Genomic DNA, 24,286 nt, shown 5'->3' with positions numbered 1-24,286 from the left:
GACCCGCACGCGCCCGGTCACCGAGTGCGCTGGACAGGCCACTCCGGCACCAGCCGCACCACCACCCCCACCCCGCTGATCGGGCGGGTCACTCCACCCCGTCGGCCGCCAGAGCCAGAGCCGCCGGCGCCGCCGCCTCCAGACCCCCGGCCCCCGGGAACCGCGCCTCCTGCACACAGCGGGCCAGCAGCCACCGACGCACCCGATGCGGATCCAGACCCGCCAGAGCCGCCATCCGCTCGGCGAAGCGACCCGGATGATCCCGCAGACGCTCCGGATCGTTGAGCATGTGCTGGAGCACGTCGTAGTGAGGATCGCCGACGTACGGCTTCGGGTCGATGAGCACCCAGGAGCGCCCCGCCGCGACCGTCGCGGCGTGCGGGACCGACGCCCCGCCGTGTCTCCCGGCGTCGTCGCCGCCGCTCGCCCCGTCGGGGCCTTCGACGAGCAGCACGTTCTCCGGGTGCAGATCCGTCGCCAGCAGCACGGGCTCGCCGTCCCAGAGGGCCGGCAGCTCGCGGAACAGCTCCAGGCCGTGCGCGACCAGATCGGCGGGCAGCGGCGAGAGCCCGGCGTCGGCCCGCTGCTGCGCCTCATCGGCCCACCACGCGCACATCTGCGCCAGCGGGCGGAACGCGGCGGCGGCCTCGCCGTCCACCAGCTCCTGCGGGGGCCGCCACAGGCGCCGCGCCACCGCCGCGACCACCTCGTCCCGTGCGGGCCAGGTGAGCAGCTCCCGCAGCGGCGTCCCCGGCCGCGCCCGGTCGATCAGCAGCGCCGAGGTCTCCCCGTGCTGCGCACTGCGATGCACGCGCACCGCGCCCCGCCCCTGCCAGGCCAGGAGCCCGGCCGCCTCGTCGCGGGACTCCTCGTGCGCCCAGGCCACCTTCAGCACCCGCTCGGCACCGGAGGCCTCGCGCACCGGCGCCACCCAGGCGCTCGACCCGCCGGGCTCGAACGGAGCCTCGAGGCGGAGCCGCCACCGCTCCCGCAGCTCCTCCACGATCTCCGGGAGCCCCTCCCGCCACGCGTGCACCCCCGGGTCCTGCGAGGCGCGCAGGCGCTCGGGCAACGGGTGGCCGCCCACCGGCGCGGGCTCGGCACGACCGACCGGCTGGGGACTCATGCGGGGACTCCTTCCTCGGATCCACGGCCCCCCGCAGGGAGACGACGCCCTCGCAGAGTACGCGGCGGGAGCACGCCGTCGCGGGGACTACGATGCCCGCGTGAGACCGTTCGTGCAGATCGCCACCCGCCCCGAGGACGACGTCGCCCTCACCGAGCGCGCCGCCGTGCTCGACTTCACCGGTCTCGAGGAGCACCAGCTGCTCTGGGCACGCCTGGACCGCGACCCGTTCCCCGACCTCGGCGGCGAGGACATCTCCGGGATCATCCTGTGCGGCAGCCCGTTCACCGTCTCGGACCCGGCCCCGAGCAAGTCCGAGGCCCAGGTGCGGGCCGAGGCGGAGATCTCCCGCGTGCTGGACCGCGTGATCGCCGAGGACATCCCGTTCCTCGGCGCCTGCTACGGCATCGGCACCCTCGGCACCCATCAGGGCGCGCTGATCGACCGCACCCATGGCGAGCCGCTCGGCGCCGTGGACGTCTCGCTCACCGAGGCCGGGCGCGAGGATCCCCTGATCCGCGAGGCCGAGCTGCCGCACACCTTCACCGGCCTGGTGGGGCACAAGGAAGCCGTCCACACCCTGCCCCCGCACGCCACCGCCCTGGCCTCCGGCCGCACCTGCCCGGTGCAGATGTTCCGGGTGGGCACCCGCCAGTACGCCACCCAGTTCCACCCGGAGCTGGACGTCCCCTCGATCATCGAGAGGGCCCGCGCCTACCGCGACCACGGCTACTTCTCCCCGAACGAGATGGAGGACGTGTTCGACGCACTGCGCGGCCGGGACGCCGACGACGCGCCGCGGCTGCTTCGCGCCTTCGCCACGCTCTTCGCCCGCTGACCCGGGGGCCCGGCGGGACGAGCCGGCGCCGGCGGACCGGCCGACGGCGCGCCTGCTGCGGGGCGCGAGATCCCGCGGCGCACGGCACGTCGTCCGTCGTCGACGGCGTGCGCTCCTGTACCGTCCCAGCGTGCCCCGCTTCACACCGGAACAGGTCCGGCGACGACAGATCGTCGCGGGTGCGCTCGCGCTCGTGCTGCTGCTGGCGATCGGCGGCTGCGCCGCCTCGGTGATCGGTGCGCTGCGCGGCGGGTCGGGCGAGGCCGCGCTCGCCGAGCGCACGCCCTTCACGGCCGACGACGCCGCGATGGCCGTCCCCGCCGCCGAGGAGGGCGCCGCCGTGAGGGGCAACCTCCCCGAGGGGGTGGAGCTCGCGGCCGACGAGGTGATGGGCGTGGACGTCTCCAGCCATCAGGGCGACATCGACTGGTCGCTGGTGGCCGCCGACGGGGTCGCCTTCGCCTACCTCAAGGCCACCGAGGGCGCCGGCTTCACCGACACCCACTTCCGGCGCAACTGGGACGGCGCCCGCGCCGCGGGGATCACCCCCGGCGCCTACCACTACTTCACCCTGTGCTCCTCCGGCGTCGAGCAGGCGGAGGACTTCCTCGCCGTCGCCCCGCCGGAGGATTCCGCGCTGCCGCCCGCGCTCGACCTCGAGTTCGACGGCGCCTGCGAGCAGAAGCCCGAGGCCGCCGCGGCGCAGGCCGAGATCGACGCGTTCACCGCCGTGGTGGAGGAGGCGTGGGGTCGCCGCCTGGTGATCTACTCCTCCTCCGAGTGGCGCCGGCACTACGGCCTCCCCGTCGCGGACCCCCGCCCGGACTGGCTGTTCTCCGCGGGGGAGCGCCCGGCCGCGGAGGACTGGACGGTGTGGCAGCTGCGCTTCGACGGCGAGGTGTCCGGCATCGACGGCGGCGTGGACATCGACGTGGCGCGCATCGAGCTGCTGCGGCAGCGCGCCGAGATCGGCGAGGGCGAGGGCGCGCTCGCCCACCCGCTCGAGGACGCCTGAGCGCCGCGGCGGTGCAGGCCCGCCCCGGAAGTGTCGGCCCGCCGCGGCAGTGCATGCCCACCGCGGCAGTGCGGGCGCGAGGCGGGGCTCAGACGGTCGCGGCCACCCGGTCCAGCGCGGTCTCCCAGTGCTCCAGCAGCGCCTGCCGCTCCGCGGGGCCCAGCAGCCGCTCCTGGTGCACCGCGAGCACGGTGCCGCTCCCGCCCTCGGGCTCGGGCTGCAGCGTCACCTGGAACACGGTCTCGTGGTCGAGGCGCGAGGGGGTCCAGCGCACCCGCACCCGTCGGCCCATGTGGCAGCCGATCACGCGGCCGCGCACCCGGTCGCCGTGGCGCAGCGGCGCGCCCACCATCTGGGGCACGGTGTCCACCTCGAGCCACTGCGGGAGCCATTCCGAGAGCAGCATCCGCCACACCTCCTCCGGCGGCGCCTCGAGGGTGCGGTGCGCGCCGAGCTCCCACCCGGCGTCATGGGTGAGGCCCACGGGGGAGTGCCTGCTCTCGGTGCGCATGCCGCCACCGTAGAGCCGGGGCCGCGGCCCGCCCAGAGGGGACCACGAGCCGACGTCAGGTGTTCCCCGCCGCGTCGCCGGGAGGTCACCGGGAGGGCCCGCGACGGGCGGGAACGGCGGTGCGCCCCGGGCGGTGCACCGCCCCTCGGGCGACAGGCGCCGCCTTCCCCACCGCGCCGGCGTGGCAGGGCCGGGGTGCCGGGAGTGCGGCGATCCATGCCGCGCTCGAGGCCGCCCGCGCTCAGGCCGCCTCGAGCTGCTCGGCCAGGGAGCCGGGCGCGGCGGGATCCCCGGTGAACTGCTCGCCGTCGATGAACACCGCCGGGGTGCCCTGCCCCGTGGCGAGCGCCTCGGGCTCCACCACGTCCTCGACCCATCCCAGATACGTCTGCTCGGCGATGCAGCCGGACACGTCCAGACCAGTTGCCTCCTCGATCACCGTGCCCAGCTCGTCGTCGTCGAGGCCCTCCTCGCCGGGCTGGTGGGCGAACAGCGCCGCCTCCGCCGCCGCCCACTGCGTCGGATCCTCCGCGTACGCGCAGACCGCCGCATTCGCGGCGCGCCCCGAGTAGCCGGGCGGGGTCGAGCTCGCATCGAGCATCGGCCGCGGATGCATCCGCAGCGTGATCTCCTCCTCCTGCGCGAGCCGGGTGAGGTCCTCCGCCTGGGCGTCGTGGAAGGTGGCGCAGTGCGGGCAGAGGAAGTCGAGGTACACGTCCACCACCGGGCCGTCGTCGCTGGTGGAGAGCTCGAGATAGGTCTGGTCCTCGGCCGCGCCGGGCGGGGCGACCAGGCCGGCGCCGTCCTGCCCCGCCGCGGGATCGTCCCCGTCGCTGCCCTCGGAGCCCTCGGCGCTGGTCGGGTCGTCGGCGGAGGGGTCGCCGCGCCAGAACATCACCCCGCCGGCGACGCCCGCGAGCACGAGCACCAGCACGAGCCCCGCGCAGGCGAGGGCGGCGACGAGGGCGATGAGCAGCGGGGTGCGGGAGCGTGAGGGGCCCTGGGGTGCGGTCATGACCTCGACCCTACTCACCGCGGCGCCCGCTGCGCCGGGCCGTTGCGCCCGGCCGCCGCGCGGAGGGACGGCGCCGGGCCCCGGGCGCGAGGCGTGCGGCTCAGGGCTGCAGCCGGTGCCGCTCCCAGGTGCCGTCGGCGGTGCGCGTGTAGGCGATCCGGTCGTGCACGCGATGGGCGCGGCCCTGCCAGAACTCGAGCCGCTCGGGCCGCAGCCGCAGGCCTCCCCAGAACGAGGGCCGTGGCACGTCGACGCCCGCGAAGCGGGTCTCCGCCGCGGCGTACTGCGCCTCGAGCGCCTCGCGGGAGGCGATCTCGCGGGACTGGTGCGAGGCCCACGCACCAAGCTGCGAGCCGCGGGGCCGCTGCGCCCAGTACTCGTCGGACTCCTCCGCCGGCACCGGCCGCACCGCCCCCTCGATCCGCACCTGACGCTGCAGGGCGTACCAGGGCAGCAGCAGGGACGCCCGCGCGGCGGCCCGCAGCTCGCGGGCCTTGTCGGAGTCCAGGTTCGTGTAGAGCACGAAGCCGTCGGCGTCATGGCCCTTCAGCAGCACCGTGCGCGAGCGCGGGGAGGGGGTGCCGTCCTCCGCGAGCGCGACCGTGGAGAGCACCGCGGCCGACGGGTCGTACAGGTCGCCCCGCTCCTCGCGGCGCGCGAACGCCTCCTCCAACCAGGTGGCGAACAGCGCCAGCGGATCCTCCGGGGCGTCGTCCGGCAGGGAGGCGGCGAGGTAGTCGGTGCGCTCCGCGGCGAGGGCGCGCGGGCCGGGACGGTCGCTCATGGCCGTGATCCTAGATCCTCGCGCGCGGGCCCGAGGGCGGTGCCGGGTGCGGCCCGGTGCGCAGGCCGGGCCCCTCAGCGGCGCCCGGCGCTCCAGCGGCCCCGCGGGCGGTGCCGGGAGCTCTCCGGGCGGGGGGCCGCGCCGCGCGCCCGCTCGGCGCGCACGGCGCGGAGCGCGGTCAGATCACCCCACTCGGCGGGGAGGGGACGGTAGTCGATGAGCTGCTCGTCGGTGGCACGGGTGCGGCTGGTGGCGATGGTCGCGTTCTTCATGGCTCCACCCTCGCGCCGGGCCCCGGGCCGAGGCGTCCGTCCGGGCGGGCGCACAGAGAGGACCGTGGGGGGATCTTCGCGCTGCGCGGCCTCCGTCCCCGGGTGGAGAGCGGGAGGGCGAGGGCCGATGGGCGCGTGTGGGCGCGCGAGGATCTGCGCGGTCAGCGCACCATGCGGAGGTCCGGCAGCTCCGGCCAGCGCGGATCCGTGTGCCGGGCACCGTCCTCGACGAAGCCGAGCTTCGCGTAGAAGCGGCGGGCGCGCGGATTGTCCTCGGCCACCCACAGGCTGGCGGGGGATCCGCCCAGCAGCGACTCCACCAGGGCGCGCGCCAGGCCGCTGCCGTGCCAGGCCTGCGCCACGTAGAGGATCGACAGCTCCCGCTCGCGCACCGGCTCCCGGTCGCGGGGCGGCCAGGACGCGGCCAGGCCCACCGGGGCGCCGTGCCGATCCCGGCCGATCCGGAACGTGCCCTCGTCGGCCTCCGGGATGCCCGGGGTGAGCCAGCGGGTCCAGTCCGCCTCGCGCCGGGCGATCGCGGGCGCGCCGAACCACTCCTCGCCGGCCAGGGCGTGGCCGTAGGCCACCTCCCAGCCGTGCACGTGCACCCGGGCGAGCGCGGGGACGTCCGCGAGGGTGGGGGCATCGAGCGTGAACGCGCCGGCGGCGGGGGAGTGGGGGAGCTGTTCGGTCATGAGGGGAGTCTGCCAGCGCCGGAGCGGCGCCAGGGCAGCGCCGGGCCGGCGGCGGGCGGCGGGACCCCGGGCCTCCGCACGGCGGCGCGCACCTGCTATGGTTCGTCGCGGACTTCCGAGTCCGCGATCACCGGATTGTCATCCCCCGCCCCGCGGCGGAGGAGCAAGACCTGGGACCCGTGCCGTGCGCTGACGCGCACCCGGCGGGGCCCGGGTCTTTTTTGTTGCCCGCTGCACCCCGGGGCCCGCCCGCGCAGGCCCCACGACCCAGGAAGAAGGCGAGGACGCCTCATGGACACCTCCTCCCCTGGGACCGCATCGCTCGCCGAGGACATCGTCCGCGGCGTCGGCGGCCCCGAGAACATCGAGAGCCTCACCCACTGCGCCACCCGGCTGCGGTTCCAGCTGCACGAAGGTGCGCAGGTGGACCGCGAGCGCCTGGACGCCCGCAGCGAGGTGATGGGCACCGTGCCGCAGTCCGGCGACCGCTTCCAGGTGGTGATCGGCGGGGCCGTGGCCGGGGTGTACTCCCAGATCATGGCGCTGCCGTCGATGGCGGCCGGCGGCACGCCCCGCCCGCAGACGGACGCCGAGGTCAAGGCCGCGATCCGTGCCCGCAGCCGGGGCCGCTTCGCGTGGCTGGACGCGTTCTTCGAGTACCTCTCGGACTCCTTCCGCCCCCTGATGGGCGTGCTGCTGGGCGCCTCCCTGATCATCGCGATCGCCTCCGTGCTGGACGCCCTGGGCGTGGTGGACTTCCGCGCCGCGGACAAGTCCGCCACCTGGGTGTTCGTGGATGCGATGTGGCGCTCGGTGCTGTACTTCCTGCCGATCATGGTGGCGTTCAACGCCGCGAAGAAGCTCCAGATCGACGGCTGGGTGGGGGCGGCCGTGATGGCCGCGGTGATGACCCCGGACTACCTGGGCATGATCGGCGGGGACGTCCCCGGCGTCACCTGCACCACCAACGAGCTGCTCGGCACCGAGCAGTGCGTGGCGACCGTGTTCGGACTGCCCATGCAGCTCAACGACTACGGCGGCCAGGTGTTCGTGCCGCTGCTGATGGTGGCGCTGCTGGCGCTGGTCTACAAGGGCCTGCAGAAGGTGTTCCCCGCCAACGTGCAGCTGGTGTTCGTCCCCTTCGTCTCCATGCTGGTGACGATCCCGGTGACCGCCTTCCTCATCGGCCCGCTGGGCATCTGGGCCGGCAACGGCCTCGGCTCGGGCCTGGCCTGGCTGAACGGCAACGCGCCGCTGGTGTTCGCGATCCTCATCCCGCTGCTGTACCCGTTCCTGGTGCCGCTGGGCCTGCACTGGCCGCTGAACGCGCTGATGCTGCAGAACATCAACGCCCTCGGCTACGACTTCATCCAGGGCCCGATGGGTGCGTGGAACTTCGCCTGCTTCGGCGCCACCGCCGGCGTGCTGCTGCTCTCGATCCGCCACCGCGAGACCGAGATGCGCCAGACCGCCACCGGCGCGCTCGCCGCGGGCCTGTTCGGCGGCATCTCCGAGCCGTCGCTGTACGGCATCCACCTGCGCTTCAAACGCATCTACCCGCGCATGCTGGTGGGCTGCCTCGTGGGCGGCCTGATCGTGGGCCTGCTGGGCGGCGTGAACACCTCCGTGTTCGCCTTCACCTCCCTGCTCACCATCCCCGTGTTCGACCCGATGCTCACCTACGTGATCGCGATCGCGGCCGCCTTCGTGGTGGCGATGGTGCTGGTGTACGTCTCCGACTACCGCACCGCCGAGCAGCGGGCCGAGGCGAACGCCGCCCGGGACGCCGCCGAGTCCGCGCAGGCCGCCTCGGTCGACGCCGCCACGGCCGACGGGTCCGCCGCGACCGCCGCCGACGACGCCTCGACGCCGGTCGCCGAGCGGGAGCTCGCGGGCGTCGGCGCAGGTGCCGGGGCGGGTGCCGCCGCCGTGGCCGCCGCCGGCACCCCTCAGGGCGCCCCCACCGCGCAGGCCGCTGGCACCGCGCAGGCCGCCGGCACCGCGCAGGGCGCCGATGCGTCGGGGGCCGACGGCGCGACCCCGTCGGGTGCCGACCCGTCGGGTGCGACCCCGTCGGCCGCCGGCGCGGTGACCGTGCTCGCCCCGGTCGCGGGGCGCCTGGTCGCCCTCGCGGACGTCCCCGATCCGGTGTTCTCCTCCCGCGCCCTCGGCGAGGGTGTGGGCATCGTCCCGGCGGACGGCCGGATCGTGGCCCCTGCCGACGGCGTGCTCGCCACGGTGGCGGGCACCGGTCACGCCTTCGGCCTGCTGGCCGACGGCGGCGCCGAGGTGCTGGTCCACGTGGGGATCGACACCGTGAAGATGGACGGTCACGGCTTCGACGTGCAGGTCCAGCAGGGGCAGCGGGTGAGCGCCGGCGACCTGCTGGCGGTGGTGGATCTCGAGGCGATCCGCGAGGCGGGCTACGACCCGATCACGCTGCTCACCGTGCCGAACACCGCCACCTTCGCCGCCGTGGAGCCGGCCGCGCCCGGTGAGGTGGCCGCGGGGGACGCCGTGGTGGTCGCCCGGCGCTGAGCTGCCGGCGCGGTGCGCGTACCCTCCCTGGGGAGGGTGCGCGCACCGCCCCGCCACTGCGGCGGGACGAGATGCGAGGGCCCCCGACGACGAGGGCCGGAAGGAGGAGCAGGGCCGATGAAGGTGCTGAGGGCCCTCAACAACAACGTGGTGCTCTCCCGCGACGAGAACGGCGAGGGCGTGATCCTCACCGGTCGCGGCATCGGCTTCCGCGCCCACCCCGGCCAGGAGGTGGATCCCGAGAGGATCGTGCAGGTGTTCGTCCCGGCCGACGGGCGCGACCCCGACCACCTCGCCGAGGCCTTCGCGATGATCGACCAGGAGATCCTGCGCGCCGTGGTGATCGGCCTGCGCGAGACCGGGATCGAACAGCGCGAGTCCTCCCGCCCCACCCTCGCCATCGCCGTGGCCGATCACGTCTCCGGCGCCCTGGACCGGCTGCGCCGCGGGCTCGAGATCGAGTACCCGCTCGAGGTGGAGGTGCGCACCCTCTACCCCGAGGAGTACGACCGCGCCGAGCGGCTGCTGCACGCCGTCAACGCCCAGGTGGATCCGGCGCTGCCCGCGCACGAGGCGACCGCGCTCGCGCTGCACCTGGTCAACGCCGGGTTCTCCACCGGTGACCTCTCCTTCACGTACACCATGACCGGGGTGATCCAGCAGATGCTGGCCGTGGTGGCCGAACGGTTCGGGATCGCCGCGGACCGGCACTCGATGGCCGCCGCCCGCTTCATCACCCACGTGCGCTACATGTTCGTGCGCATCCAGCAGCACCGGCAGCTCGACGGCGAGCAGTCCCTCATCAGCCGCACCATCCGCGAGAGCTACCCCGAGGCCGCCCGCACCGCCGAGCAGCTCGCGGTGATCGTGCGGCTGCGCATGGGCGAGGCGCTCTCCGCCGACGAGATCGCCTACCTGGCCCTGCACGTGGCGCGGATGACGATGGAGGCGGAGGCCCCGCGGGCGCGGGCGGCGGGGCAGGCGCCCGACGCCCCGCAGGCGGGGACCGCCCCGGCCTGATGTCGGGCGGCGGCCCGGCACCGCCGCTGTGAAGCGTTATGCGACCGATCCGGGGTCGTCACCTCCCGGTCACCGCATGTTCGTCCGGGGTGCGTACTACTGGTCCTCCGCCCCCGCCTCCTCCCCGGATCGGACCTCCCCATGCCTGCTGCCGTCCCCGTGCGCCCCCGCGCCCTGCCCGTCTGCCCAGGATCTACGCGCACCGGCCGTGCCGCCGTCGCCGCCCTCGCCGGCGCGGCCTTCGCCCTCGCGCCCGTGATGCTGCCCGTGCAGGGCGGTGAGGTGCTCGCCGGGCTCGGCGCCCCCGCGGCGCACGCCGCCCCCCTGCCCGCCGACGCGGTGCCCGCCGCGCCGGTGCCGGCCGCCCCGGAGGTCGCCGCCGCGACACCGCTGCTAGTCACCGAGATCGCACCGGACACCGTGGGCCACGACGAGTTCGAGTTCTTCGAGGTCACGAACACCTCCGAGGCGCCCGTGGTGGTGGGCGGCACCGAGGGCCACCGCGTCTCCTACATCTACGACGACTCCGCGGACACCTCCGGGGACGTGCCGGTCACCCTCGAGGAGCCCACCGAGCTCGCCCCCGGCGCCTCGCTCGTGGTGTGGCTCAGCTACCAGACCAGCAGCATCGATTCCTTCGCCTACTCCGTCGAGGACTTCCTGGCGCACTGGGGCGCGGGTGAGAGCGCCGCGGTGGTGCGGGCCACCGGTCAGCCCGGCATGGCCAACGGCGGCAACCGGGGCGTGCGCGTGCTGGACGCCGCCGGCGGGGAGGTCTCCCGCAGCTTCTACCCCTCCGGCGCGGTCGCCGCCGGGCAGAGCGCGCACTTCCAGCTCCCCGCGAGCGCGGACCAGCTCTCCGCCGCCCTGCTCGCCGGCCCCGCCGCCGCGACCCCGGGCGTGGTCGACCCCGTCCAGCTCACCCCGGCGGAGCCGGAGGAGCCCGAGCAGCCGGAGGAGCCCGCGGACCCGCCGCCCGCCCCGCCGGCGGAGGCGCTGGTGGGCCACCTCCAGATCACCGAGGTCACCCCGGACACCAGCAACGTCGGCGGCGCCGACGGGTTCGAGTTCATCGAGCTGTACAACACCACCGACAGGCCCGTCTCCCTCGCGGACTACGCCCTGCGCTACCTGTACACCAGCGACGGCGAGACCATCACCAACGCGGCGGACTGGCCGCTGGTCCCGGACGACGCCGTGATCGAGCCCGGCGGCACCGTGGTGATCTGGGTGAAGAACGGCGCGAACGACGACCTCGCCGTCGCGGACTTCGCGGAGAACTTCGGCGTGGACCCCGCCTCGCTCACCGTGGTGGAGACGTTCGTGGCCGGCATGGCCAACGGCAGCGGCCGCGGCCTCGAGCTCACCACCCGCACCGGCGACAGCGTGCACCGCGTGTTCTACAACGTCTCCGGGGTGGACGACACCGCTCCGGACCAGGGCATCCAGTACCGCACCGGGGGCAGCACCGAGGGGGAGAGCTCCGACTTCTCCCGCGGCACCCTCACCGGCACCGCCCCCGCCACGCCGGGTGCCGTGGAACCCTCCCAGGTCCCCGCGCAGCTGGTGGCCCTCCCAGCCGACGCGCAGCAGCCGCAGGTCACCGACCTCACCGCCGACGAGCTCGACCCGGCCGGCGACGCCGTGATCAGCCACGAGGTCACCGATGACGTGCAGGCCCGCACCGTCACCCTCCACCTGCGCTCCAGCGCCGACGAGGACTTCGTCGCCCACACCCTGCCCCGCACCGAGGGCGACCGCTTCGACCACGCGATCCCGGCCGCGGACCTCACCGGCAAGCGCTGGTTCGAGTACTACCTGGTCGCCTCCGACGGCACGCACGAGACCCGCACCGAGACCACCCGAGTGCCGCTGGCCGGCGTGGACCAGTCCCCGCTGCGGATGAACCTGGCCGACGGCGCCTACGTCGCGGGCACCACCGCCGTCTCCATCGCCGGGGACCAGCATCCGCCCTCGGCCGTGCTGAGCATCGACGGGGAGGAGCGCACCGACGCCGTGCCCGCGCTGGAATCCGCCCCCGTGTTCGCGATGGAGGCCAGCCAGACCGACGTCTACTTCCGCAACGGGATCCTGGTGGGCGACGAGGTGATCGAGATCTTCGACGAGGGCTTCTACGCGGACTGGGTCACCGTGGACGCCGAGGTGCCGCTCCAGCACGTCTCGCAGGACGCTCCGCTGGTGGTCACCGTCGCCGCGGGCACCAAGGCCTACCCCGGGATCGACGAGGACGAGAACAACGACGACTTCTCGATCCGCAACCTGCGCCTGGTGCTGCCGGACGGCCGCACCCTGCGGCCCGCCGGTCACGAGGACCCCGCGGAGATCCTCGCGATGGGCGACTCGGCCGGGAAGCACGATCTGCTCGACGCCGAGTTCGCGCTCCCCGAGGACGCCTTCACCGCCCTCGCCGTCTCCTGGGACACCACCGCGGTGGCCGACGGCGAGCACGTGCTGGCAAGCGTCGACGGCGCCGGGCACAGCGTGGAGCGCACGGTGCTCGTGGACAACACCGCGCCGGTGATCACCAGCGAGCTGGACGACGGCGCCACCTACCAGGGCGAGTTCACCCTGGACGCCTCCGTCGAGGACGCCGGCAGCGGCGTGGACGCGGTGCGCGCCACTCTGGACGGCGAGGAGGTGGAGCTCCCGCGGGACGTCTCCTCGCTGAGCCTCGCGCCGGGCGAGCACGTGCTCGAGGTGGTCGCGACCGACGTGCTGGGCAACGAGCGCAGCGAGACCTTCTCCTTCGAGACCCCCGAGGAGAACCCCTCGGCCGCCGCGGCGACGGCCGACGGCGCCACCGCCCCCGTGTGCCGGGACCAGAGCCTCGCCGTGGACGTGGATGATCCCACCGGGGACCTGCTGGACGTGTCCTTCCGGGCCGGCAGCAGCGCCTCCCTGGGCGAGGGCACCGTGCACGCGACGGCGGGCGAGGTACGGGACGCCGACGCGACCGAGCGCCGCGGCGAGCCGCTCGCCGCCGGTGGCAGCACCGGCTCCGAGGACGCGCTGCCGTTCCACGAGTTCGCCGTCGACGTGCCCGACGGCGCGGCCGAGGGCACCGAGGTGCGCCTGGCCTGGGAGGGTGCCGCCGATCCGAACGCCCGTGTGCGCCTGCTGGTGGAGGAGGCCGCCACCGGCGAGCTGGTGGAGGTGGCCCACGCCTTCGCCGGCGAGGACGGTGCGGTGGCGTTCGACGAGGTGGTGCCCGCGGCCGGACACGCGAGCGACGGGCAGGTGCGCGCCGTGGTGCAGCACTCCGTGGGCTGGGCCGGGGAGGACCTCTCCGCCCGCGACTCCGAGGTGGAGCCCCACCACCCGGAGGCGACTGACCGCTCCGCCTATGACGTCACCCTGGCCTGGGAGTCGGACACCCAGTACTACAACGAGGAGTTCTACGACCACCAGCTGAACATCCACGAGTTCCTGCTGGACCAGCGGGAGGAGCTGAACCTCCAGTACCTCTTCCACACCGGCGACATCGTGGACGACTACGACCAGCCCTCGCAGTGGGCGAACGCCGATCCCGCCTACGCGATGCTGGACGAGGCCGGCCTGCCCTACAACGTGCTCGCCGGGAACCATGACGTGGGCAGCATGGCGAACGACTACTCCCAGTACCGCGAGCACTTCGGCCAGCACCGCTACGAGGATCAGCCCTGGTACGGCGGGTTCTACGAGGACAACCGCGGCAGCTACACGCTGTTCACCGCCGGCGGCATCGACTTCCTGGTGGTCTCCCAGGGCTGGGGCCCCGGCGACGAGGAGATCGACTGGATGAACGAGGTCCTCGCGCAGTACCCGGAGCGCACCGCGATCCTGAACCTGCACGAGTACATGCTCACCACCGGCGGGCTGGGCCCGGTGCCGCAGCGGATCCAGGACGAGGTGGTGGCCACCAACCCGAACGTGTCGATGGTGATGAGCGGCCACTACCACGACGCCCACACGCGGGTGGACTCCTTCGACGACGACGGCGACGGCACCCCGGACAGGGACGTGACCCAGATGCTGTTCGACTACCAGGGGCTGCCGGAGGGCGGGCAGGGCTTCCTGCGCCTGCTCCACTTCGACAACGAGGGGGAGCAGATGCTGGTGCGCACCTACTCGCCCTCGCTGGAGCAGTACTCGAGCGATGATGCGACCCTCACGCCCGAGGATCAGGACTTCACCGTCTCCTACGAGCAGCTGGGCATCACCGTGCACGAGAAGGAGCTGACCACGCACGAGTTCACTGCCGACGTGCTCGGCGAGGAGGAGCTCGCGCTGGTCGAGGACGCACAGCCGGGGACCACCGTCACCGCGGACGTCTCCCATCTCGGGGCCGGCACGCACTCCTGGTACGCGCTGGTCACCGACGAGCACGGCGGGGCGGCCCGCACCGAGGTGCGGGAGCTGACGCTCACCGGCGGCGGCCCGGAGTGCGCGGGCGGCGCCGGGAAGCCCGACGGCGCCGGGAAGCCGGACCACGCCGGGAAGCCCGACGGCGCCGGGAAGCCCGACCATGCGGGCAGGCCCGACGGCGCAGGCAGGCCCGAGCACGCCGGGGCCTCCGGCGGACGGGGCCGCACGGCTGACTGACCGGTCCCGCCCTGCACGGCACCTCCTCGACTTCCCACGCGGTACCTGCAACCCGTAGTATCACTAACGTGTGAGCGCGCCGGGGCCGACGGGCGCGTCCCGTCGGCCCCGGCGCGCGGGCGTCCCCGCGCCGCCCGCGCGCCGGGCCGGCCGCTCACCCGCCCGCAGACACCGCCGTCGAAGGAGAACCCCGTGCCAGAGGCCGTCATCGTCGCCGCCCACCGCTCACCGATCGGCCGCGCCCGCAAGGGGTCGCTGAAGGACGTCCGCCCGGACGACCTGGTGGGCCAGATGATCCGCGCCGCGCTGGACGACGTCCCGCAGCTGGACCCCACCGCGATCGACGACCTGCAGCTGGGATGCGCGATCCCCGAGGGGCAGCAGGGCGGGAACCTCGCCCGCACCGTCGCGGTGCGCCTGGGCCTGGACACCGTGCCCGGCGCCACCGTGACCCGCTTCTGCGCCTCCTCGATCGAGACCACCCGCTCCGCCTTCCACGCGATCGCCTCCGGCGAGGCCCGCGCCGTGATCTCCGCGGGCGTCGAGTCGATCTCCTCCAGCAGCGGCAGGCTCATGGACGAGGACGCCCGCGACCCGCTGTTCCGCGAGGCCTGGGAGCGCACCGAGAAGCGCGCCACCCGAGAGATCCCCGCCCCCTGGCACGATCCCCGTGAAGACGGCGAGCTGCCCGACGCCTACGTCGCGATGGGCCAGACGGCCGAGAACGTCGCCGAGCTGCGCGGCGTCACCCGCGCCGCGCAGGACGAGTACGGCGTGCGCTCCCAGAACCGGGCCGAGGCCGCGATCGCCTCCGGCTTCTTCGCCCGCGACATCACCCCGGTGACCCTGCCGGACGGCACCGTGGTGGACGCCGACGACTCCCCGCGCGCAGGCGTGACCCTCGAGGCCGTCAGCGCTCTCGACCCGGTGTTCCGCCCCGACGGCACCGTCACCGCCGGCAATTGCTGCCCCCTGAACGACGGCGCCGCCGCACTGGTGGTGATGGAGGCGGGCTATGCGCAGGAGCTGGGCATCACGCCGCTGGCCCGCGTGGTCGCCACCGGCGTCTCCGGCCTCAGCCCCGAGATCATGGGCCTGGGCCCGGTGGAGGCGACCCGGAAGGCGCTCGCGCTCGCCGGCCTCACCATGGAGGACATCGACCTGGTCGAGTTCAACGAGGCCTTCGCCGCCCAGGTGCTGCCCGCCGCGGAGGATCTGGGCATCGACCACGAGAAGCTCAACGTGCACGGCGGGGCCATCGCCCTCGGCCACCCCTGGGGCTCCACCGGCGCCCGCATGACCACCACCCTGCTGCACGGCCTGCAGGAGCGCGAGGGCCGCTACGGCCTGGCGACCCTGTGCGTGGGCGGCGGCCAGGGCATGGCCCTGATCATCGAGAGGATGCACTGATGACCGGCACCGACACCACCGCCCAGCCCAGCCCCTGGGAGCCCGCCGCCCCGGCCGGCGCGCAGGTCCCGCTCGGCGGCACCCTCGACGCGCCGCTCGAGGACCGCCGCGAGAGCGTGGTCACCGAGCGCGCCGTCGTGACCGCCCCGGAGGCGAGCGCCGCCACGCCCGCCGCCCTGCTGCCCGCCGCCGCGGACCACTACGCCGTGTTCCAGGACGTCGCGGGGGAGGACCTCGCCGCGTGGGCGGACGCCCGCTCCCTGGCCGCCGAGGTGCTCCCGCAGATCAACGACTGGTGGGACCGCGGCGAGTACCCGACCCACCTCATCGCCCGCCTCGGCGAGCTGGACCTGCTCACCGACGGCCTCGACGTGCCCGGCCACCGCACCCTCTCCCCGCTCGCCACCGGCCTGGTGAACATGGAGCTCTCCCGCATCGACGGCTCCGTGGGCACCATGGTGGGCGTGCAGGGCGGGCTCGCGCTGCGCTCGATCATGCTGCTGGGCTCGGAGGCGCAGAAGGAGCGCTGGGGCGACTCCCTCGCCCGCGGCACCGAGCACGCCGCCTTCGCCCTCACCGAGCCGGATCACGGCTCCGACTCCGTCTCGCTGGAGACCGTGGCCCGCCGCGACGGCGAGGACTGGGTGCTCACCGGCGAGAAGCGCTGGATCGGCAACGGTGCGGGCTGCCACCTCTCGGTGGTGTGGGCGCGGGTCGACGACCCCTCCGACGAGCAGCTGCACGGCCAGGTGAGCGGCTTCCTCGTGGACCAGTCCCTGCCCGGCTACGAGGCCGAGGTGATCCGCGGCAAGGTGGCGCTGCGCGCCATCCACCAGGCCCACATCACCCTGACCGACGTGCGGATCCCGGGCGAGGCGCGCCTGCCCGGCGCCCGCTCCTTCAAGGACACCTCGCGCGTGCTGTTCGCGACTCGCGCCGGCGTGGCCTGGGGCGCGCTCGGGCATGCGACCGCCTGCTACGAGGCGGCGCTCGAGCACGCCACCACGCGCATCCAGTTCGGGCGGCCGCTGGCGAAGGCCCAGCACGTGCAGGTGCGCCTGGCGGACATGCTGCAGACCCTCACCTCGATGCAGCTGCACTGCGTGCGTCTCGCCGAGCTGGAGGCGGCCGGAACGATCCGGCCGGAGCAGGCCTCGCTCGCCAAGGTGCACAACACCCGCGCCGCCCGCGAGATCGCCTCGAACGCTCGTGACCTGCTGGGCGGCTCCGGGATCCTGCTGGAGAACCGGGTGGTGCGCCACCGCAGCGACCTCGAGGCGCTGCACACCTACGAGGGCACCGACACCATGCAGTCGCTGATCGTGGGCCGCGCGATCACGGGGGTGAGCGCGTTCGCGTGAGGCCGGTGGCCGACGGGTCAGCGGCTCACCCGGCCCTGCCCGTCGGCAGCCCGCCGGCTCAGGCGCGGGCCGCCGCCGCGGCGGCGATGTCCTGGAGGTCCTGCTCCATCATGCGCCGGGTCGCGGAGGCGCCCAGGCGGCTGGTCGCCGCGCCCAGCAGCTTCTTCAGGCCGCGCTGCGGCGGCTGGGAGGCGCCGAACAGCATCACCAGCTCGGTGCCGCCGGTCGGCTTCGCGGCGAGGGTGAACACGGTGCGGTAGGTGACATCGCCCTGCACGGCCGTGACCTCGGTGCGGTGCGGGGCCTCGAGCTCCGTCACCTCCATCTCCTCGCTCGCGGTCATGCCGAACATCTTCCGGGCCTCGCGCCACCGGAAGCCCACGGAGTAGGGACCGGGGGTGAGAGGCTCCACCTCGATGATCCCCGAGAGGGTCTCCGTGGCGTGCTCGATGTCGGTGAGGACGGCCCAGACGGTCTCGATCGGGGCGTCGACGTGCTGGGTCAGGCGCATCTCCTGGGTGCTCATGCGCGGAAGCATACGGCGGGGGCGCGGGGGCGGGTGGACTGCGCGGCACTCGGCGGAGCCGGCGATCCGCCCGAATCCTGCGCGCCGTCCACTGCGGCGCCGGACCGTGGGGACCGCGCCCGGTGGTTAGTCGTGTTCAAGGGGTCGTGCGGCGTGCTTGACTCGCTTCGACGACCAGCAGGGCCACGAGCACCGCCTCGACCGCCTTCGTCAGCAGGCCCACGGCCATCAGCGGAGCCATGACGAAGTACAGGACGATCGTGAGGACCGTGTACCCGATCAGGACGTAGCGGACCACGGGCCGGAACCGCTCCAGCGTTGCCAGCGGCGCGTACAGCAGCACCAGCAGGCCCAGGTATCCCACGCCGTTGAGAACGAACAGGGGGATGCCGAAGGAGAGGTGGACGATCGCGGTGATCAGGGTCGTGAGGATGATCCCGCTCATCACGGGGTAGCCGGCCGGAGGGTTCTTCAGCGTCATGCGAGGTCTCCCGTCATGGCGCCGCAGGGGCGGCGCCGGGCCCGCGGCAGGTGGCTCCGCCGCGATCTTCAGACTACTCCGGCCCGCTGCGCGCGTTCCTGACCGAGTACGTCCCGCCCGAAGGAGATCACGAGCAGGACGAGGGCCGTGGCGACCACCGCGGCCGCCGCCGACGCGGGGACCACGGGGAGCAGCGCGCTCAGCAGCGCCACCCCCTGGAACCCGCCCACCAGCCTCCGGAACTGGCTGAACGCGAGCGGCCGGCGCAGGGCCGGCCGGAGGAAGGACGCCCCCACGTATACGTAGCGCATCAGCCCGATCGCCAGCGCCCACGGCGCCACCACGGTCGCCGCGAGCACGGACAGCACCAGCACCAGGGCGGCGTCGGCCTCCATGTCGATCCGGGCGCCGACGGGTCCGGCGGTGCCCGTGCGTCGGGCGACGGGCCCGTCGACGGCGTCGGAGGCGAGGGCCGCACCGCACAGCAGGGCGAGGGGCCAGGAGCGGGCGGAGAGCTCCCCGCCGAGGGTCAGCACCGCCGACGCGGCGATCGCCGCCGTGCCGAGATGCCGCAGCAGGGTCAGGCCGTCGGCGGCGGTGACCGGCCCCGGCCTGCGCGCACCCAGCGTCGCGGCGGCCACCACCCAGGGCGCGAGCGACGCGAGAAGAGCCCCGATGCCGAGGAGGGCCGAGGCGGGCGCGGCGAGCAGCACCACGAGCGCACCGGCGAGCAGCTGCGCGCCCGCGAGCAGTGCGAGGACGGTCCCCACCCGGCGCAGCCGCCCGGGCGGGGCCGGGACGGGCGATGTCGCGGCCATGACGGTGAGCCTAGCGGGGCGTCCCCCACGGTGCGCTCGGGCCGATGCGCCGAGCACCGCCCGTCGGCGCGGCGAGAGATGCCCTCGGGCGGGGCGACCGCAGATCAGTCGAGAGGGACGACCTCGAACTCGAGCATGCCCTCGGCGCGGGAGACCGTGGTGGACGGGTCCCGGGCCTCCCGCTGATCCACCCAGGCCCGGAAGCTCTCCTCGTCCGCCCAGCGGGTGAGGACGAAGCAACGATCCTCGCCCGCCACCGGGCGCAGCAGGTCGAATCCCTCGAAACCCGGTGCCCCGTCGACGGAGTGCTTCCGCGCCGCGAAGCGCGTCTCGAGCTCGGCCTCCTGTCCGGGGCGCCGGGCGCTGCAGCGCGCTCAGCGCACCGAGTGGGTGCGGCCGGGGCGGTGCATGTGCAGCGTCGGGTGCTGGGCCGCGAGGCGCTCGCAGAGCACGGCGACCTTCGGGTTGTGGGGAAGGCCGACGAAGACGGCATGCGCCTCGGCCGAGAGGTGATCGTCCAGCAGCCACTCCTCGACCCAGGCCTCGAGCGCCGCGCACGCCCGATCGCCGCGCCGACGCCCGCGCCCGAGCACGAGGTGGCGCGTGGTCACTCCCGGTGGGGTGGGGAGCAGGGGGCGGCGCTCGTCCGGCAGCTCGAGGACGAGCTCGCCCTCGGTGTCCGCCGGGAGGGTGCGCAGCAGCGCGTGCAGCAGCGGGAGATCCTGCTCATCGCCGATCAGGAGGTGACGCGGGGTGATCGGTGGCACGGTGCTCCTCGGTGGTGGACGGCCGGCGGGATGCCGGACGGCCACACTAGGACGCCCCGTGCGGATTAGGCAAGGCTTGCCTAAGTGGTGGATCGGGGTGCTGCCCGATGGTTCCGGGGTGGCTGCGGCCCGCGCCCGGACGGCACCCGCCGCTCAGCGCCGCCCCAGCGGCAGCATCCTCTCCAGCGCCTCCCGCCAGGGCGCGAGGTCCCAGCCCTGGGCGGCGACCCAGGCGTCGTCGAAGTAGGTGTCGGTGTAGCGGTCCCCGGGATCGCACAGCAGGGTGAGCACCGAGCCGGTCTCGCCGCGCTCCCGCATCCGGGTGATCAGCTGGGCGGCGGCGACCAGGTTCGTGCCGGTGGAGGCGCCCACGCGGCGCCCCAGCCGGTCGGAGAGGTAGCGGGCGCCGGCCACCGAGGCCGCATCCGGCACGGAGATCATCCGGTCCACCACGCCCGGCACGAAGCTCGGCTCCACCTGCGGGCGGCCGATGCCCTCGATGCGGGAGCCGTGGGCGGTGGTGACGCCCGGGTCGCCGTCCACCCAGCCGGCGAAGAAGGCGGAGTTCTCCACATCCGCGACGCACAGCGCCGTGGACAGGCGGCGGTAGCGCAGCAGGCGCCCGAAGGTGGCGCTGGTCCCGCCGGTCCCCGCGCCCACCACGATCCAGCGCGGCACCGGATGGGGCTCCAGCTCCAGCTGGGACAGTGCGCTGACGGCGATCGAGTTGTTGCCCCGCCAGTCCGTGGCCCGCTCGGCGTGGGTGAACTGGTCCAGGAACAGCCCGCCGCGCTCGTCGGCCAGGCGCTGCGCCTCCCGGCTCATGCTCGCCGCACCGTCCACCACGTGGCAGTGCCCGCCGGCGGCCTCGATCAGCGCGATCTTGCGGGCGCTGGTGCCGCGCGGGATCACGGCCACGAAGGGGATGTCCAGCATCCGCGCCACGTGCGCCTCGCTCACCGCCGTGGAGCCCGAGGACGCCTCGATCACCGGCATCCCGGGGCCCAGCTGCCCGTTCACCAGCGCGAACAGGAACAGCGAGCGGGCCAGGCGATGTTTCAGGCTGCCGGAGGCATGGGTGGACTCGTCCTTGAGGTACAGCTGGATGTCCCAGCTCTCGGGCAGGTCCAGGCGCACCAGATGGGTGTCGGCGCTGCGGCGGTCGTCGGCGTCCAGCCGGTGGATCCGCTCGGCGACCCACGCGCGCAACGCGTCGTCGCTGCGGTCCACGTCTGCCAGGGGCTCGGGCCAGGTCGCACTGTGCATCATGGTCCGACCGTAGCCGGTGGGCGGCGGGTCGGCGCGCCGACGGGGGAGCGGAGAGCATGACGAGCACCATCGACCGGCACGCACGGCGCGGGGCGTCGCGCTGGGAGCAGGTCTGCTGCTGTTCGCGGGGTGCGGCGGGAGTGCGGAGCCGCTGCCCGCCGAGAGCGCCGTGCCCCACTACGACGCGGCGGCCGAGGTCGTGCTCGCCGAGCTCGCCGGGCCGGAGTGGGCCCTGCAGGAGAACCAGCGGACCGTGCAGGAGGAGGACGGCGCGTGCCGCTACTCCCCGGGGGTGTGGAACGCGGATCAGGCGCTCGAGGGCGTCTCCGGGGGCGAGGGCTGGGACGCGCTCGCCGAGAGGCTGGACCCCGTGCTCGCCGAGCACGGCTTCGGGGACCTCGGCGCCCCGGAGCGTTCCGGGGCCCTGTACAGCGTGCGCAGCCAGGATGCGCACGGCGCCGAGCTGGTGCTCGACGCGCAGGGACGGCTCGCGCTGCGCGGTGCGCTGGTGGATGCGGAGACCTGCACCCCCGAGGCGCTGGGGCTCTGAGCCGGTCGCGCCCCGTCGCGCCCCGTCAGGGAGTGCGCACGGCCCCGAAGGTGAGCCGGCGCCGCAGCGCGAAGCCGAGCTTTTCGTAGCCCGCGATCGCGCTGGTGTTCGCCGCGGCGGCGTGCAGCAGCGCCCGGTCGCCCCGCTGCTGGATGTGGAAGGCGACGTCCAGCACCAGCCGCGAGGCGAGGCCCTGGCGGCGGTGCGCCTCGTCCACCGCGACCGCGCTGATCTCCGTCCAGCCGTCCGGGTGCAGGCGCTCTCCGGCCATCGCGATCAGCGCGCCGTCCCGCCGGATGCCCACGTAGCGGCCCATCTCATGGGTGCGGGGGAGGAAGGGGCCCGGCTTGGTGCGGGCCACGAGCGCCTGCATCTCGGCGCTGTTCGCCGCGCCGAGCTCCACGGCCTCCTCGTCGGGGCGCGGTGCGAGGGCGTCGGTCTGCACCAGCTGCACGCCCGGGAGCGAGAACTCGGTGCGCCACCCCGCCGGCAGCTCCGGCTCCGCGTGGGAGACGGAGACCGTCGCGTCGTGCCCGAACACGTCCATCAGCGCCTCCCACACCTCGGGGTGGTCCCAGTCGCGCACGCCCACGAAGGGGGAGACGTCCTCCGGGTAGCGCAGCACCAGCTCGTTGCCGATGGCCAGGTGCCGGTGGGCGCCGCTCAGGGCGGACCAGGCGGGAGCGTCCAGCACGTGCCCCGCAGGACCGTGCGGCCCGGGCACCTGCTGCCCGGGAGGGGCGGCCGCGGGGGCGGTCCCGTCGGGGGAGGGGTCGGAGGGCGTGGCGCGGGGCGGGTCGGAGAGGGGCATGCGGATCCTGGGGTCGAAGAGCGGCCGACGGCGAGCGCCGACACGCTACTCCTGCAGGTCGTGCGGCGCACGGGGCAGTTCATCGCACCGAGGTGATGCGTGACACCTCTCCCCCGTAATGCTTGAAATCTCAACTAAAAGGGCCCATGATGGTCTCATCGACCATCCGCGGACCCCGTCGGCACCGACGGTGCCAGGGTCCTCCAGGGAAGGGCATCTCATGACTGCAGTGACCATCATCGGAACCGGCGCCATGGCCAACAGCATCGGCGGCGTGTTCGCCACCGCGGGCGCGAACGTCTCCTACGTCTCCCACGGCGAGATCGCCTCCGCCCCGATCGAGGGCGAGATCGTCGTCCTCGCGGTGCCCTACCCGGCCGTCGCGGAGATCATCTCCACCCGCGGCGAGCAGCTCGCCGGCAAGACCGTCGTGGACATCACCAACCCGCTGAACTTCGAGACCTTCGACGAGCTGGTCGTCCCCGCCGCCTCCTCGGCCGCCGCCGAGATCCAGAAGGCGCTGCCGAACTCCTCCGTGCTCAAGGCGTTCAACACCACCTTCGCCGCCACCCTGGCCTCCGGCACCGTCGGCGAGCTCACCACCACCGTGCTGGTGGCCGGTGACGACGACGCCGCCAAGAGCGCCCTCGTCGACCTCGTCGTCAAGGGCGGCCTGCAAGGCGTCGACGCCGGCGCGCTCTCCCGCGCCCGTGAGCTCGAGGCCATCGGCTTCCTGCAGCTCACCCTCGCCGTCGGCGAGAAGGTCGCCTGGACCGGCGGCTTCGGCCTGGTGCGCTGACCGCACCGTCCTCCCGCGCCGTCCGCGGCGCACAGCAGAGACCGGGGCCCGGCATCCGTCACGCGGATGCCGGGCCCCGGTGCGCGCGGTGACGGATCAGGCGAAGGGGGCGGAGGCGCGGTCCAGCGCGGCGGCCTCGTCGGCCGTCAGCTCGAGGGCGGTGGCCTCCAGCAGGGCGGGCAACTGCTCCGGCGTGCTGGCCGAGGCGATCGGCGCGGTCACGCCCTTCGCCAGCAGCCAGGCGAGCGCGATCGTCGCCGGCGCCGTGCCGCGGCTGTCCGCGATCTCGACCAGCGCGTCGATGACGGTCAGCGCGTCCTCGGTGAGGAGGTCCTGCACCATGCCCTTGCGGGCCCGGCCCTCGAGGTCCGCCGCGGTGCGGTACTTGCCCGTCAGCAGCCCGGAGGCCAGGGCGAAGTAGGGCAGCACGGCGACCTCGTACTCGCGCGCGATCGCCGCGTACCCCTGCTCGAACCCGGCCCGGGCCAGCAGGTTGTAGTGCGGCTGGATCGCCACCGGCACGGTGAGGCCCTCGCGGGTGGCGACCTCGAACCACTCCCGCATCCGCTCCACCGAGTAGTTCGACAGCCCGATGTGGCGCACGCGCCCGGAGCGCACCAGGCCGTCCGCGATCCGCACCTGCTCGGCGATCGCGACGTCCTCGTCGTCGTAGTGGAAGTAGTACAGGTCCACGTGGTCGGTGCGCAGGCGCGCCAGGGACTCGTCGAGCGCGGCGTCGACGGTGTCGGCGGCCAGGCCCTGGTGCGAGGGCTTCGCGCCCACCTTCGTGGCCAGCACCACGTGGTCCCGGTTCCCGCGGGCCGTGAGCCACTCGCCCAGCACCGTCTCCGAGTCGCCGCCCTCGCTGCCCTCGGCCCAGGCGGCGTAGACGTCGGCGGTGTCGATGAAGGTGCCGCCGGCGGCGAGGAACGCGTCGAGCACCGCGAAGGAGGTCTCGCGGTCGGAGGTCCACCCGAAGGTGTTCCCGCCCAGGTTCAGCGGGAGGATCTCGAGGTCGGTGCGGGGGAGTCGGGTGCGCGGGGCGGTGGTGGAGGTGGTCATCGTGCTCCTCGTGGTG

General features: G+C 74.3%; 22 protein-coding genes and 1 pseudogene. 9 read left to right on the top strand and 14 right to left on the bottom strand.

Translation table 11 applies throughout. The features are described from left to right. Positions 1 to 88 precede the first annotated feature (88 nt). On the bottom strand, positions 89 to 1,126 hold the full coding sequence (locus DWV08_RS12950) for an aminoglycoside phosphotransferase family protein (protein ID WP_115414180.1): 1,038 nt from the start codon (positions 1,124 to 1,126) through the stop codon (positions 89 to 91). A gap of 100 nt (positions 1,127 to 1,226) precedes the next feature. Here DWV08_RS12950 and DWV08_RS12945 point away from each other — a divergent pair, with 100 nt between their 5' ends. Together DWV08_RS12945 and DWV08_RS12940 are read left to right on the top strand one after the other, a co-directional pair. Next, entirely contained in the window at positions 1,227 to 1,964 is a 738-nt protein-coding gene (locus DWV08_RS12945; protein ID WP_115414179.1) for a glutamine amidotransferase, read from the top strand. A gap of 130 nt (positions 1,965 to 2,094) precedes the next feature. Then, on the top strand, positions 2,095 to 2,979 hold the full coding sequence (locus DWV08_RS12940) for a GH25 family lysozyme (protein WP_115414178.1): 885 nt from the start codon (positions 2,095 to 2,097) through the stop codon (positions 2,977 to 2,979). 88 nt (positions 2,980 to 3,067) lie between these two features. On the opposite strand, the gene DWV08_RS12935 is transcribed toward DWV08_RS12940, so the two are convergent. The 5 genes from DWV08_RS12935 to DWV08_RS12915 all read right to left on the bottom strand — a co-directional run bounded on the left by DWV08_RS12935 (position 3,068) and on the right by DWV08_RS12915 (position 6,256). Beyond that, a complete protein-coding gene (locus DWV08_RS12935; protein WP_115414177.1) occupies positions 3,068 to 3,490 on the bottom strand; it encodes an SRPBCC domain-containing protein in 423 nt (140 codons plus the stop codon). Positions 3,491 to 3,731: 241 nt separating this feature from the next. After that, on the bottom strand, positions 3,732 to 4,505 hold the full coding sequence (locus DWV08_RS12930; RefSeq protein ID WP_115414176.1) for a DsbA family protein: 774 nt from the start codon (positions 4,503 to 4,505) through the stop codon (positions 3,732 to 3,734). Between the two features lie 100 nt (positions 4,506 to 4,605). Further along, positions 4,606 to 5,289 (bottom strand): pyridoxamine 5'-phosphate oxidase, encoded by a 684-nt coding sequence (pdxH, locus tag DWV08_RS12925; RefSeq protein WP_115414175.1) that lies wholly within the window; start codon positions 5,287 to 5,289, stop codon positions 4,606 to 4,608. Positions 5,290 to 5,363: 74 nt separating this feature from the next. Further along, entirely contained in the window at positions 5,364 to 5,561 is a 198-nt protein-coding gene (locus DWV08_RS12920) for a hypothetical protein (RefSeq protein ID WP_115414174.1), read from the bottom strand. Positions 5,562 to 5,722: 161 nt separating this feature from the next. Next, the gene (locus DWV08_RS12915; RefSeq protein ID WP_115414173.1) at positions 5,723 to 6,256 is read right to left on the bottom strand and encodes a GNAT family N-acetyltransferase; all 534 of its coding nucleotides are present in this window, start codon (positions 6,254 to 6,256) and stop codon (positions 5,723 to 5,725) included. Between the two features lie 291 nt (positions 6,257 to 6,547). Here DWV08_RS12915 and DWV08_RS12910 point away from each other — a divergent pair, with 291 nt between their 5' ends. The 5 genes from DWV08_RS12910 (at position 6,548) to DWV08_RS12890 (ending at position 17,187) form a co-directional block, all read left to right on the top strand. After that, entirely contained in the window at positions 6,548 to 8,794 is a 2,247-nt protein-coding gene (locus DWV08_RS12910; protein ID WP_115414172.1) for a glucose PTS transporter subunit IIA, read from the top strand. A 117-nt stretch (positions 8,795 to 8,911) separates the two neighbouring features. Beyond that, on the top strand, positions 8,912 to 9,814 hold the full coding sequence (locus DWV08_RS12905; RefSeq protein ID WP_115414171.1) for a PRD domain-containing protein: 903 nt from the start codon (positions 8,912 to 8,914) through the stop codon (positions 9,812 to 9,814). Between the two features lie 141 nt (positions 9,815 to 9,955). Then, positions 9,956 to 14,416 carry a lamin tail domain-containing protein gene (locus tag DWV08_RS12900; RefSeq protein ID WP_277601766.1) on the top strand — a complete coding sequence of 1,487 codons (4,461 nt, stop codon included), beginning with the start codon at positions 9,956 to 9,958 and terminating at the stop codon, positions 14,414 to 14,416. 192 nt (positions 14,417 to 14,608) lie between these two features. Beyond that, positions 14,609 to 15,826 (top strand): acetyl-CoA C-acetyltransferase, encoded by a 1,218-nt coding sequence (locus DWV08_RS12895; RefSeq protein WP_115414170.1) that lies wholly within the window; start codon positions 14,609 to 14,611, stop codon positions 15,824 to 15,826. After that, complete coding sequence (locus DWV08_RS12890) at positions 15,826 to 17,187, top strand: acyl-CoA dehydrogenase family protein (protein ID WP_115414169.1); 1,362 nt, start codon at positions 15,826 to 15,828, stop codon at positions 17,185 to 17,187. Before DWV08_RS12895 ends, DWV08_RS12890 begins: the two co-directional genes overlap by 1 nt. Positions 17,188 to 17,245: 58 nt before the next feature. Here the strand turns inward: DWV08_RS12890 and DWV08_RS12885 are convergent, their stop codons facing one another. The 6 genes and pseudogenes from DWV08_RS12885 to DWV08_RS12860 form a co-directional block, all read right to left on the bottom strand. Beyond that, a complete protein-coding gene (locus DWV08_RS12885) occupies positions 17,246 to 17,713 on the bottom strand; it encodes an SRPBCC family protein (protein WP_115414168.1) in 468 nt (155 codons plus the stop codon). Positions 17,714 to 17,849: 136 nt separating this feature from the next. Then, positions 17,850 to 18,194, bottom strand: a complete 345-nt coding sequence (locus tag DWV08_RS12880) for a hypothetical protein (protein WP_115414167.1) — start codon at positions 18,192 to 18,194, stop codon at positions 17,850 to 17,852. Between the two features lie 68 nt (positions 18,195 to 18,262). Further along, entirely contained in the window at positions 18,263 to 19,012 is a 750-nt protein-coding gene (locus DWV08_RS12875) for a CDP-alcohol phosphatidyltransferase family protein (RefSeq protein ID WP_115414166.1), read from the bottom strand. A 104-nt stretch (positions 19,013 to 19,116) separates the two neighbouring features. Then, positions 19,117 to 19,362, bottom strand: a pseudogene (locus tag DWV08_RS12870) (antibiotic biosynthesis monooxygenase family protein); the annotation flags it as partial. A 24-nt stretch (positions 19,363 to 19,386) separates the two neighbouring features. Beyond that, complete coding sequence (locus tag DWV08_RS12865; RefSeq protein ID WP_115414165.1) at positions 19,387 to 19,779, bottom strand: SIP domain-containing protein; 393 nt, start codon at positions 19,777 to 19,779, stop codon at positions 19,387 to 19,389. Between the two features lie 153 nt (positions 19,780 to 19,932). Next, positions 19,933 to 21,048, bottom strand: coding sequence for a PLP-dependent cysteine synthase family protein (locus DWV08_RS12860; RefSeq protein WP_115414164.1), 1,116 nt, complete (start codon positions 21,046 to 21,048; stop codon positions 19,933 to 19,935). A 169-nt stretch (positions 21,049 to 21,217) separates the two neighbouring features. Between DWV08_RS12860 and DWV08_RS12855 the strand changes: the two genes are divergently transcribed. After that, positions 21,218 to 21,598 (top strand): hypothetical protein, encoded by a 381-nt coding sequence (locus DWV08_RS12855; RefSeq protein ID WP_162801574.1) that lies wholly within the window; start codon positions 21,218 to 21,220, stop codon positions 21,596 to 21,598. A 25-nt stretch (positions 21,599 to 21,623) separates the two neighbouring features. Here DWV08_RS12855 and DWV08_RS12850 read toward each other — a convergent pair whose 3' ends face one another. Then, a complete protein-coding gene (locus DWV08_RS12850; RefSeq protein WP_115414162.1) occupies positions 21,624 to 22,409 on the bottom strand; it encodes a GNAT family N-acetyltransferase in 786 nt (261 codons plus the stop codon). 220 nt (positions 22,410 to 22,629) lie between these two features. On the opposite strand from DWV08_RS12850, the gene DWV08_RS12845 reads away from it, so the two are divergent. Next, on the top strand, positions 22,630 to 23,208 hold the full coding sequence (locus DWV08_RS12845; protein WP_115414161.1) for an NADPH-dependent F420 reductase: 579 nt from the start codon (positions 22,630 to 22,632) through the stop codon (positions 23,206 to 23,208). A gap of 96 nt (positions 23,209 to 23,304) precedes the next feature. Here DWV08_RS12845 and DWV08_RS12840 read toward each other — a convergent pair whose 3' ends face one another. After that, the gene (locus tag DWV08_RS12840) at positions 23,305 to 24,270 is read right to left on the bottom strand and encodes an aldo/keto reductase (protein ID WP_115414160.1); all 966 of its coding nucleotides are present in this window, start codon (positions 24,268 to 24,270) and stop codon (positions 23,305 to 23,307) included. Positions 24,271 to 24,286: the final 16 nt, after the last annotated feature.

The organism is Brachybacterium saurashtrense (genome assembly GCF_003355475.1).
Classification (GTDB): Bacteria; Actinomycetota; Actinomycetes; order Actinomycetales; family Dermabacteraceae; genus Brachybacterium; species Brachybacterium saurashtrense.
Note: the sequence above shows the minus strand (reverse complement) of the source record. Positions and strands in the feature narration are given on the sequence as shown.